At 69.2% G+C, this 12828-nt stretch carries 5 protein-coding genes; 4 read left to right on the top strand and 1 reads right to left on the bottom strand.

The window, feature by feature from the left end:
- Position 1: 1 nt before the first annotated feature.
- Positions 2 to 1135 (bottom strand): ABC transporter substrate-binding protein, encoded by a 1134-nt coding sequence (locus tag ACZZY9_RS05815; RefSeq protein WP_463463350.1) that lies wholly within the window; start codon positions 1133 to 1135, stop codon positions 2 to 4.
- A 249-nt stretch (positions 1136 to 1384) separates the two neighbouring features.
- Here ACZZY9_RS05815 and ACZZY9_RS05810 point away from each other — a divergent pair, with 249 nt between their 5' ends.
- The 4 genes from ACZZY9_RS05810 (at position 1385) to ACZZY9_RS05795 (ending at position 12790) form a co-directional block, all read left to right on the top strand.
- The gene (locus ACZZY9_RS05810) at positions 1385 to 3745 is read left to right on the top strand and encodes a hypothetical protein (protein WP_463463349.1); all 2361 of its coding nucleotides are present in this window, start codon (positions 1385 to 1387) and stop codon (positions 3743 to 3745) included.
- Positions 3746 to 3852: 107 nt separating this feature from the next.
- Positions 3853 to 4278: a hypothetical protein gene (locus tag ACZZY9_RS05805; RefSeq protein WP_463463348.1), complete on the top strand. Its 426-nt coding sequence runs from the start codon at positions 3853 to 3855 to the stop codon at positions 4276 to 4278.
- A 68-nt stretch (positions 4279 to 4346) separates the two neighbouring features.
- Positions 4347 to 8381 carry a hypothetical protein gene (locus ACZZY9_RS05800; RefSeq protein WP_463463347.1) on the top strand — a complete coding sequence of 1345 codons (4035 nt, stop codon included), beginning with the start codon at positions 4347 to 4349 and terminating at the stop codon, positions 8379 to 8381.
- Between the two features lie 152 nt (positions 8382 to 8533).
- On the top strand, positions 8534 to 12790 hold the full coding sequence (locus ACZZY9_RS05795; protein WP_463463346.1) for an RHS repeat domain-containing protein: 4257 nt from the start codon (positions 8534 to 8536) through the stop codon (positions 12788 to 12790).
- Positions 12791 to 12828 lie beyond the last annotated feature (38 nt).

The following is a 12828-nucleotide window of genomic DNA, read 5'->3' as shown; positions in this document are numbered from 1 at the left end:
ATCAGCCGATCACGGCGGCCCAGCGCTCGGCCAGGACCGCCGAGGCGGCCTCGGTCTGCTCGCTGGTGAACTGCACGGTGTCGGCGGGCTGCTCGCCGACCGCGTCGAGGGCGCCCTGGTCGACCGTCCCGGCCTCGACCATGGCGTCGAGTCGGACGGGGTAGGCGCCTGCTGCGAGGTAGAGGTTCTGGGCGGTGTCGCCCATGATGAACTCCTGCCACAGTCGGGCGGCCGCGGGGTGCGGGGCGTCGACGTTGATGGCCTGGTTGTAGTAGCTGGCGAGGGCCGTGCCGGGCAGCACGGCGGTCTTCCAGTCGCGACCGCCGGCGTCGGCCGCGGCGGCCAGGTTGTTGTAGCTCCAGTCGAAGACGACGGGGGTCTCGCCCGAGGCGATGGTGGCGGGCGTCGGGTCGGTCGGCAGGAAGTTGCCGGCGTCGTTCAGCTCGCCGAAGAAGTCGACACCGGGGGTGATGTCGTCGACGCTGCCGCCGTCCTGGAGGGCGGCCCACTGGATCGCGGCCGCTGCGGCGCCGGCCTGGGTCGGGTCGCCGTTCAGTGCGACCTTGCCCTTGTACTCGTCGCCGAGCAGGTCGTCGAGGCTCGTGGGCTCGGGCACGGCGTCGGCGTCGTAGCCGATCGACATCAGACCGGTGTAGTCGTAGACCCACCTGCCGTCGGCGTCCTTGCGATCGTCGGCGATGTCGTCCCAGGTCGTCACCTTGTACGGGGCGAACTGGTCGAGGTTCTCGAGGGTGACGGCCGAGCCGAGGTCGAAGACGTCGGGGGCGCCGTCCTGCCCCTTCAGGTTCTGCGCCGCGGTGATCTCCTCGGCGCTCGACACGTCGGGGTTGTCCGAGTTGACGGTGATGTCGTACTCGTTCTCGAAGGCGTCGATGATCTCGCCGTAGTTCGCCCAGGTGTCGGGCAGCGCGATGACGTTCAGCTCGCCTTCCGCCTCGGCGGCGGCGACGAGCTGGTCCATGCCGCCGAAGTCCTCCGCGCTGGTGGCGGTGGCGGCGTCGGTGTCGCTCGCCGCGCCTCCTGAGCTCCCCGCGTCGGCGGACGAGCAGGCGGTGAGGCCCAGGGCCAGGGCGGCGAGGGTGGCGGCTCCGGCGAGGTGGCGCTTGGCGAGCATCGGGATCCTTCGGGTGCGGGGCCGAGGCTCGTCGCGGGGAGCGACGAAGGGATGCCGGTCGGCCCACGAGCACCGTAGGGAGGCGCGGCGACGGTGGGGATGCCGCCGCACGTCGCGCAGATGAACGGCAGGCGTCGTCCTAGCTCATACATCACACGTATTAGCATGCGATATACGAATTCCTCTGGTAATATTTGACGCATTGTCACCGGGACCCGCCGGGCATGACACCAGGGGAGACCAGAACACATGACGAGAAGGACCGCACTCCGAGTCGGAGCAGTCGTGCTCGCCGCGGCGACCGTGCTCGGCGGCATCGTCGACGGAGCGGCCGCTGCCGCAGAGGCCTCGCCGGGCGACCCGTCGGTGAGGGCCTCGGGCAGCACGCCCGTCGTCATCGCCTCCGAATCCACCCGCCTCGTCGGGCCTCTCGCGATCGTCCAGAGCGAGACCCACGCCTTCGGCCTCCGAGCCGATCCCGACACCATGCGCACCGGCGGCGGCGGAACCCTCGCCGAGGCGCAGGCCGAGGCCGACTACTGGTCGGTGCCGGCCGTCGGCCAGGTCGGCCAAGTGCGTGGTGTCGGCGACAAGGCGGATCGCTGTCTGACCAAGGCGTCGCCCAGCAACGGCACGGTCACGATCGCGAGCTGCAACGCCTCCGTCCAGCAGGACTGGCAGTGGACCGACACGACCGAGCGGCAGGGCTTCTCGAAGGCGCTCTCGCCGTCGACCGCCACGGCACGGGCGATCGCACCGCGCGGTGCCGGCACCTACGTGCACGCCGTCGACGGGGCCTCGTACACGCGGCCGATGGCCCTCGACGGGGCGATGCTCGCCGAGCGCGAGATCACCGCGTCGGCCGTCGTCGACGCGATGGAGCGCTCGGCAGTGGTCTCGGGGGTCGCCTCCACGGGGTCGACGGTCTCGATCGGCGACGAGTCGGTCGTCGTCGGCGAGACCGGCGAGTACACGCTCACGCTGACCGGTCTCGAGGTCGGCGTCACCTCCCTCGTGGTCACCCAGACCCTGCCGAACGACGAGGTGCACGGCACGACGACGCTCGATGTCGAGGTCACGGCGGCCTCCGGCGAGTTCACCCCCGTCGAGCTGCCGTCGACCGAGATCCCCCGCGGGCTGGACAGCGCGGTGACCGCCCAGGTCGAGACGACCGCCGAGCTGACCTCGATGGACTCGACGGTCACCTTCACGGCGCCGGCCGGCACGACGTTCGCCTCGGCCGACGATCGGCCGGTGGCCTACCTGCTGCCCGGGGCTCGCGACTGGCGCGAGTCCGCCTATCTGCGCCTGACCGGGGGCTCCTCGTCGGCCGACGCGACCTCCCTCACCTACGACGCCGACACGACGAACGGCGGCTTCCGCCTCCCTGCCGGTTCCCGCCTGCGATTCGAGGCCGTCGTGCGCACCCCGTTCGGCGTCGCCGACCAGGGCTCGCTCGGCTTGCTGCACTCCGGTACGGCGAACAGCGGGGCCTTCCACGTCTTCGGTCGCTCGGCGGTGTCGTTCGTCGACCGTTACCGCGACGGGACCCTCGACGACTTCGTCGACGGCGATCGCTTCACTCCGGGCGAGGTCGAGTTCACCGGCACCGGGTTCCCCGGCGCGACGGTGACCATCGCACCGACCTCGGGCGCCCCCGTCTCGACCGAGGTCCGCCTCGACGGGACCTGGCGCGCGGTGCGCTACCTGGGCAACGGCGCGTACACCCTGACCGTCTCGCACACCTCCCCCGAGGGCGAGAACACCATCGAGGGCATCCGTCTGTTCTCGGACGCCGTGGCCGAGGGCGACTTCACCCTGGCGTCTCCCTCGGACGGCGATGGTCACGCGGCACAGGGGTGGGTGACCTTCTCGGGCACGGGCACGACCTGGTCGAGGGTGTCGATCGCCGACGACTCCGCCATCGCCCCGACCACCGCGACCGTGCAGTACGACGGCTCGTGGACGGCACGGCGGTGGGTCGGCACCGAGCCGACCACGTTCACTGTGACGTCCGCCCGGGCCGACGTCGAGAACGGGTCCGAGACCGTCGCATTCAATGCGGGTGTCACCGACCGGCCCTTCACGATCGACAGTCACTCCGACGGCGGCACCTTCACCCCCGGGCCGATCACCTTCTCGGGCACGGGATCCACCGGCGACACGGTCACCCTGACCGCGCCCGGCCTGGCCCCGCTGGAGGCGCGGGTCGACCTCACCGGTCGCTGGTCGCTGCAGAGATGGCTCGGCAACGGCTCGATCGGCTTCACCGTGACCCACACGACGACGGGCGGGGAGTCGACCGATCAGCAGCTCCGGCTCTTCTCCGACCAGGTGCCGCAGGGAGAGCTGGTCGTGTCGGCCCCGGTCGACGGCGACGACCACTCGCAGGCCGGCTGGGTCACCTTCACCGGCACCGGCACGACCTGGTCACGCATCTCGATCGACGATGGCACCGGCACGCCGCCCTCGGTCGCCACCGTCCAGTACGACGGCTCGTGGACCGTACGTCGATGGGTCGGTGCCGGGCCCGTCACCGTCACCGTGACCAGCGCTCGCGCCGACATCGACAACGGTCGGCGTGAGATCCGCCTCGGGACGGGCCGTTGATGCTCCGCACGAAGGCCGTCTCTCCTCCTCCTTTTTCTTCCCCTTCCCTCTCAGCTTCCCCTCCGGCGTGCCGCCCGGCTCGCCGCCACACGACAGAACGGACCACCATGCGCCGCACACTCCTCACCACCACCGCCGGCATCGCGTTCGCCGCGCTGGCCCTGACCGGCTGCACCAGCGGCACGACCGAGGCCGACGAGGCCACGCCGACCCCCGCCTCCTCGGAGACCGCCGCGGCCACCGACTTCCCGAAGCCGACCGGCGAATGCATCGACGGCATCGCCACGTTCGTCGACAACGACACCGAGTACGAGCTGCCCGACGGCTGCGAGACCGTCGACATCATCGGCTCGGGCAACACCATCACGCTCGGCCCGGTCACGAACCTGATCCTCGAGAGCGACGGCAACACCGTCGACGTCGAGTCCGTCGAGACGATCAACAACCTCTCGTTCGGCAACACCGTCACCCACGGCGGCGACGCCCCCGAGGTGGCCACCGGCGCCGACGACATCACCGTCAGCGCCCGATGACCCCGCGCCGACAGACCTCTCCCCTCACGCCGTCCCTCGACGGCCCGAAAGAAAGAACAGACCGCCACATGAAGAACAAGAAGAAGAACACCCCGGCGCAGCGCCTGGGCGCGGCCGCACTCGCGACGGCGACCGTCGTCTCCGGGCTCGCATTCGGCCCCGGGGCCGTCGCCGCTCCTGCTGCGTCCATGAGCGTCACCAGCGCAAACACCCCCGCCGCCGACGCCTCGACCGACGACTTCGGTTCGGTCTCGGCGCTCGAGGTCCCGGCCACGGAGCTGGTGCGTGGTGAGACCTCCGAGTTGAAGTTCATGGTTCGTAACACCCAGGAGCACGTGGGATTCGCACCGAAGGTGGTGCTGACCGCACCGGAGGGGACGACGTTCCCCGAGCAGGCGACGGCGTCGAGCCGGTACAAGGCCACGACCGCGGACGCCTGGTTGGTCTGGGATGGCTACGACCTCAAGGAGGGTGTCGTCTCGAACGACGGGAAGACCCTGACCTTCGACAACAGCGACCACAGCATCACCGCTGTGGCCGACCGTGACTACGAGTACACGGTCAAGGTCGAGACGGCCGCCGACGCGCTCGACGTGCGCGACAACAAGATGGGCTTCGTGTTCTCGGGTGTCTCGGCCCAGGGTGACTTCCAGGCTTCTGGCAGCGCCCCGGTCTCCATTCCCGGCGACTTCGGTTCGGTGTCGGCGTTGGAGGTGCCGTCGGTCGAGCTCGTCCGCGGTGCCGTGACGGATGTGAAGTTCGTCGTCCGCAACACGCAGGCGCACACGGGCTTCGCGCCGAAGGTGGTGCTGACCGCGCCCGAGGGGACCACGTTCCCCGAGCAGTCGACCGCGACGTCGCGCTACCGCGATGCGCCTGATGGTGAGATCTGGGGCCGTTGGGACGAGAACGTCCTGCGCAACGGCGTCGTCTCGAACGACGGCAGGACCCTGACCTTCGACAACACCGATCACGGGATCTCGGTCGGTGCGAACCGTGACTACGAGTACACGGTGAAGGTCGAGACGGCCGCCGACGCGGTCGATGTGCCCGGCAACAAGATGGCCTTCGAGTTCTCGGGTGTCTCGGCCCAGGGCAACTTCCAGACCGCGGGCAGCGCTCCGGTCTCGATCCTGGACGCTCTCGAGTCCGTCTCGGCGCTCGAGGTCCCGGCCACGGAGCTGGTGCGTGGTGAGACCTCCGAGTTGAAGTTCATGGTTCGCAACACCCAGGAGAACCGGGGCTTCGCGCCGAAGGTGGTGCTGACCGCACCGGAGGGGACGACGTTCCCCGAGCAGGCGACGGCGTCTAGCCGGTACAAGGCCACGACCGCGGACGGCTGGTTGGTCTGGGATGGCTACGACCTCAAGGAAGGTGTCGTCTCGAACGACGGGAAGACCCTGACCTTCGACAACAGCGACCACGGCATCACCGCTGTAGCGGACCGTGACATCGAATACACGGTCAAGGTCGAGACGGCCGCCGACGCGCTCGACGTGCCCGGCAACAAGCTCGGCTTCGACTACTCGGGCGTGTCCTCTGCAGGCTACTTCCAGACCACGGGCAGCGCTCCCGTGTCGATCCCGGGCGCTCTCGGGTCCGTCTCGGCGCTCGACGTCCCGGCCACGGAGCTGGTGCGTGGTGAGACCTCCGAGTTGAAGTTCATGGTTCGTAACACCCAGGAGCACGTGGGATTCGCACCGAAGGTGGTGCTGACCGCACCGGAGGGGACGACGTTCCCCGAGCAGGCGACGGCGTCGAGCCGGTACAAGGCCACGACCGCGGACGCCTGGTTGGTCTGGGATGGCTACGACCTCAAGGAAGGTGTCGTCTCGAACGATGGGAAGACCCTGACCTTCGACAACAGCGAACACGGCATCACCGCTGTGGCGGACCGCGACTACGAGTACACGGTCAAGGTCGAGACGGCCGCTGATGCCCTCGACGTGCCCGGCAACAAGCTCGGCTTCGTCTACTCGGGCGTGTCCTCTGCAGGCAACTTCCAGGCCGCGGGCAGCGCTCCGGTCTCGATCCCGGGCGCTCTCGGGTCCGTCTCGGCGCTCGAGGTCCCGGCCACGGAGCTGGTGCGTGGTGAGACCTCCGAGTTGAAGTTCATGGTTCGCAACACCCAGGAGCACCGGGGCTTCGCGCCCAAGGTGGTGCTGAACGCACCGGAGGGGACGACGTTCCCCGAGCAGGCGACGGCGTCGAGCCGGTACAAGGCCACGACCGCGGACGGCTGGTTGGTCTGGGATGGCTACGACCTCAAGGAGGGTGTCGTCTCGAACGACGGGAAGACCCTGACCTTCGACAACAGCGACCACAGCATCACCGCTGTAGCGGACCGCGACATCGAATACACGGTGAAGGTCGAGACGGCCGCCGACGCCCTCGACGTGCCCGACAACAAGCTCGGCTTCGTCTACTCGGGTGTCTCGGCCCAAGGCAACTTCCAGACCGCGGGCAGCGCCCCCGTCTCCATCGCCGCCGACTACTCGGACGTCACTCTCGACAACCTCGCCGATGGCGACACGTTCACCCCGGGTGACGTGACGTTCTCGGGCACCGGCACTCCCCGTGCCACGGTGACGGTGTCGCCGTCGACGGGTGCAGGCGTGTCGACCCAGGTGCGTGCCGATGGCACGTGGAGTGCGGTCCGGTACCTGGGCAACGCGTCGTACACGATGTCGGTGACGCAGGTCGCGGCCTCGGGTGAGAACAAGCTGGAGAACATCCGTCTGTTCTCGGACGCCGTCTCCGAGCAGGACTTCTCGGTGACGTCGCCGGCCTCGGGCGATGGGCACGCCCAGCGGGGTTGGGTGACCTTCACGGGTGTGGGTACGACGTGGTCGACGGTGTCGATCAGCGACGGCTCGGACACGGCCGCCACGAGGGCGACCGTGCAGTACGACGGCACCTGGTCGGCACGCCGCTGGGTGGGCACCGAGAAGACGACCTTCACGGTGACCTCGTCGCGGGCCGATGTGCAGAACGGGTCGCAGACCATCGAGTTCAACACGGGTGTCTCGGGTCAGGCGTTCAGCCTCGACAGCCACACCGACGGCGGCACCTTCACCCCGGGCAACGTCACGTTCCGGGGCAAGGGGTCGACCGGTGACAAGGTGACGTTCACGGCACCGGGTCTGGCGCCTCTGGAGGCGACGGTGAACGCTGCGGGTGAGTGGTCGATCCCGCGCTGGCTGGGCAACGGGACCATCACCTTCACGGTGACCCACACCCCCGTCACGGGCGACGAGACGAAGCAGACGCTGCGTCTGTTCTCGGACCAGGTCGCCCAGGGCGATCTGATCGTCACCGCGCCGATCGATGGTGCGGGCCACGACCAGCCGGGTTGGGTGACCTTCACGGGCACCGGCACGACCTGGTCGAAGGTCACGGTCAGCGACGACACTGCGGCCGCACCCTCGACCGCGACCGTTCAGATCGACGGTTCGTGGACGGTCCGCCGCTGGGTCGGCACGACCGCGACGACGTTCACGGTCACCAGCGAGCGTGCCGGCATCGCCAACGGCAGCCAGACGATCGAGTTCAACGTCGGTGAGGCCGCGGACGGATTCACGATCGGCAGCCACACCGACGGCGGCACCTTCACCCCGGGCAACGTCGCGTTCACGGGCACCGGCACGACGGGCGACAAGGTCACGATCACCGCGCCGGGTCTGGCGCCGCTCGAGACCGAGGTCGACAGCCGCGGCCGCTGGAACATCCAGCGCTGGCTCGGCAACGGGTTCATCACCTTCACGGTGACCCACACCCCGGTCACGGGCGACGAGACGAAGCAGACCCTGCGTCTGTTCTCGGACCAGGTCGCCCAGGGCGACCTCGTCGTCACGGCACCGCTCGACGGTGCCAGCCACGACGCCGCGGGCTGGGTGACCTTCACCGGCACCGGCACGACCTGGTCGAAGGTCTCGATCAGCGACGGCACGAACGCCGCGCCCTCGGTCGCGACCGTTCAGTACGACGGCTCGTGGACCGTTCGCCGCTGGGTCGGAACCGCCCCGGTGACCTTCACGGTCACCAGCGAGCGCGCCGACATCGCCAACGGCAGCCAGACGATCCGCTTCAACACCGCGGACTAGTCGCAACGAACACGGGGGAGGCGCGGGTCGACACGACCCGCGCCTCCTCGGCTTCCCCTGCGCCCCGAGGTCGGTGCCCGGTGACCCGGCGCCGACAGACCTCTCCCCTCACGCCGTCCCTCGATGGCCAGAAAGAAAGAACACATCACCAGATGACGAACAAGAAGAAGGACACCCCGGGGCAGCGCCTGGGTGCGGCCGCACTCGCGACGGCGACCGTCGTCTCGGGGCTCGCATTCGGGCCCGGGGCTGTCGCGGCCCCCAGCGCCGAGCGGGGCACGACCGTCACCAGCACCACGAGCGAGAACGCGGAGGCCGAGTCCACACGTCGTGTCGGACCGCTGGTCATCAACAGCTCCGACGACGTCCAGTACGGTCTCCGCATCGACCCCGACACGATGCGGACGACCACCGTCGACGACGCCAGCTGGTTCTCGCTGCCGGCCGTCGGCCAGCAGGGGCAGGTGCGCGGAACGGGTGCGAACGATGACCGCTGTCTGATCCCGGCGAACAACTTCACCTACCTGGCCTTCGCGACATGCTCCGACTCCTCCGAGCAGCTCTGGACCTGGACCGACGCGAACTCCGTGCAGGGGTTCGACAAGACGCTCGCGCCCGTCGCCAGGCCGACCCACGGTCTCGTCCCCCGAAGCGCGGGGACGTTCCTGTTCCTGCTGAGCGGCGGGGGCAAGCGTCCCCTCGTGATGGACGATCGCATGCTCTCGGAGCGCGCGTTGACGGCCACTGCGGACGGCGGCCCCGGTCGCATCTCGGGTGTCGGCACCACCGGCGCGACCGTCTCCGCCCGAGGCGAATCGGTCGTCGTGTCCGACGCCGGCACGTACGAGTTGGCACTGCCCGGCGTCCCGACCGATCCGACGACGGTCGTCGTGACCCAGACGCTGCCGAACGGCGACGTGCAGGACACCGTCGAGGTCGAGGTCGCGGGGACGGGTCCTCTCGACACGGTGACGATGGCTCCCGTGGAACTGACGCGGGGAGCGGACAGCGAGGTGACCTTCGAGGCGACGGCCACCGACGAGGTCCTGGAGAGGCCCGCTGCCGAGGTGACGCTGACCGCCCCGGAGGGGACGACGTTCGCCGAGGGTCAGGACGAGATCCTCGGGGAGTTCGTCCGCGACGGTGTCTCGTCGTCCGGTGGGATGCGGTTGACCGGTGGTGAACGGTCGGCGGACGGTCGCACGTACACGTACGTGTGGGACACCGTGGCGAACGGTGCGACGGGGTGGCAGACCCTGAAGGGTGACATCCTGCGGTGGAAGATCGCCGTCAGCACGCCGACCGGTGCGGTCGACGTCGAGGGCAACGCGATGGCGGTCCGGTTCGTCGGCACCAGCACGCAGGGCGCGTTCAGAGCGACGGGTGAAGCTCCCGTGTCGATCCCGGGCGACTTCGGTCCGGTGGCTCCCGCGACGATGGCTCCTCTGGAGCTCACTCGGGGTACCGAGCGCGAGGTGACGTTCGAGGCGAAGGTCGCCGATGAGTTCCTGGGTCGGCCCGCTGCGACGGTGACCGTCACCGCCCCGGAGGGGACGACGTTCGCCGAGGGTCAGGACGAGATCGCCGGTGCGTTCGTCCGTGGCGGTCAGGAGGACCCCACGGGGATGCAGCTGACGGGTGGAGTGCGGTCGGCCGATGGTCGCAGCTACACCTACACCTGGGACACCGCGGCGAACGGTGCGACGGGGTGGCAGAGCCCCAAGGATGAGGTTCTGCGGTGGAAGATCGCCGTGGTGACCCAGGCTGACGCTGCGGATGTCGAGGGCAACGCGATGGGTTACACGTTCGTCGGGACGAGCCTCCAGGGTGCGTTCCGCGCCGCTGGTTCCGCGCCGGTGTCGGTCGTCGGTGACTTCGGCCCGTTGGCTCCGGTCGCGATGGCTCCCGTGGAGATGGAGCGCGGTGAGACCACGGAGGTGGTGTTCGAGGCTACGGCCGTCGACGAGCTCCTGAACCGGCCCGCTGCGTCGGTGACCGTCACGGCCCCGGAGGGGACGACGTTCGCCGAGGGGCAGGACGTCATCGCCGGGGCGTTCATCCGCGACGGTGCCCCGTCGTCGGCGGGGATGCAGCTGACGGGCGGAGTGCGGTCGGAGGACGGTCGCACCTACACCTACACCTGGGACACCGCGGCGAACGGTGCGACGGGGTGGCAGAGCGTGAAGGACGAGATCCTGCGGTGGAAGATCGCCGTGGTGACCCCGGCTGACGCCGCGGATGTCGAGGGCAACGCGATGGGTTACACGTTCGTCGGGACGAGCGTCCAGGGCGGGTTCCAGGCCACGGGCACGGCACCGGTGTCGGTCGTGGGTGATTTCGGTCCGATGGCTCCGGTCGCGATGGCTCCCGTGGAGTTGGAGCGCGGTGAGACCACGGAGGTGGTGTTCGAGGCTACGGCCGTCGACGAGCTCCTGAACCGGCCCGCTGCGTCGGTGACCGTCACGGCCCCGGAGGGGACGACGTTCGCCGAGGGGCAGGACGTCATCGCAGGGGCGTTCATCCGTGACGGGGCCCCGTCGTCCGCGGGGATGCAGCTGACGGGTGGAGTGCGGTCGGAGGACGGTCGCACCTACACCTACACCTGGGACACCGCGGCGAACGGTGCGACGGGGTGGCAGATCCGGAAGGACGAGGTCCTGCGGTGGAAGATCGCCGTGGTGACCCCTGCCGATGCCGGGGATGTCGAGGGCAACGCGATGGGTTACACGTTCGTCGGGACGAGCGTCCAGGGCGGGTTCCAGGCCACGGGTTCCGCTCCGGTGACGTTCGTGTCGTCGTATGCGGGTGTGACGCTGGACAACCTCGCCGATGGTGACACGTTCACTCCGGGTGATGTCACGTTCTCGGGCACCGGTCAGCCCGGTGCGACGGTGACGGTGGCGCCGTCGACCGGTGCGGGTGTGTCGACGGAGGTGCGTGAGGATGGCACGTGGAGTGCGGTCCGGTACTTGGGCAACGCGTCGTACACGATGTCGGTCTCGCAGAAGGCTGCGTCGGGGGAGAACACGATCGAGAACATCCGCTTGTTCTCGGACGCGGTCGTCGAGCAGGACTTCTCGGTCACGACGCCTCGGAACGACGACGGTCACACGCAGCAGGGCTGGGTGACCTTCACCGGTGTGGGTACGACGTGGTCGACGGTGTCGATCAGCGACGGCTCGGCCACGGCCGCGACGAAGGCGACGGTGCAGTACGACGGCACCTGGTCGGCACGCCGCTGGGTGGGCACCGAGAAGACGACCTTCACGGTGACCTCGAGCCGCGCTGATGTGCAGAACGGTTCGCAGACCATCGAGTTCAACACGGGTGTCTCGGGTCAGGCGTTCAGCCTCGACAGTCACACCGATGGCGGCACCTTCACCCCGGGCAATGTCACGTTCCGTGGCAAGGGGTCGACCGGTGACAAGGTCACGTTCACGGCACCGGGTCTGGCGCCTCTGGAGGCGACGGTGAACGCGGCGGGTGAGTGGTCGATTCCGCGCTGGCTGGGCAACGGGTACATCACCTTCACGGTGACCCACACCCCCGTCACGGGTGACGAGACCAAGCAGACGCTGCGTCTGTTCTCGGACCAGGTCGCCCAGGGTGACCTCGTCGTCACCGCACCGATCGACGGTGCGGGCCACGACCAGCCGGGTTGGGTGACCTTCACGGGCACCGGCACGACCTGGTCGAAGGTCTCGGTCAGCGACGACACCTCGGCCGCGCCGTCGACCGCGACCGTTCAGGTCGATGGTTCGTGGACGGTCCGTCGCTGGGTCGGGACGACCGCGACGACGTTCACGGTCACCAGTGAGCGTGGCGGCATCGCGAACGGCAGCGAGACGATCGAGTTCAACGTCGGTGAGACTGCGGACGGATTCACGATCGGCAGCCACACCGATGGCGGCACCTTCACCCCGGGCAACGTCGCGATCACGGGCACGGGCACGACCGGTGACAAGGTCACGATCGCGGCACCGGGCCTGGCGCCCCTCGAGACCGAGGTCGACAGCCGCGGCCGCTGGAGCATCCAGCGCTGGCTCGGCAACGGGTTCATCACCTTCACCGTGACCCACACCCCGGTCGCCGGCGATGAGACCAAGCAGACCCTGCGTCTGTTCTCGGACCGGGTCGCGCAGGGTGACCTCGTCGTCACGGCACCGCTCGATGGTGCCAGCCACGACGCCGCGGGCTGGGTGACCTTCACCGGCACCGGCACGACCTGGTCGAAGGTCTCGATCAGCGACGGCACCTCGGCTGCACCGTCGGTCGCGACCGTGCAGTACGACGGCTCGTGGACCGTTCGCCGCTGGGTCGGAACCGCCCCGGTGACCTTCACGGTCACCAGTGAGCGCGCCGACATCGCCAACGGCAGCCAGACGATCCGCTTCAACACCGCGGACTAGTCGCAACGGAACACCAGGAGGCGCGGGTCATCTCGACC

The sequence above is a fragment of the Frigoribacterium sp. AC394 genome, from assembly GCF_979258095.1.
The sequence above is the reverse complement of the archived record's forward strand: the minus strand, read 5'-3'. Positions and strand labels throughout refer to the sequence as shown.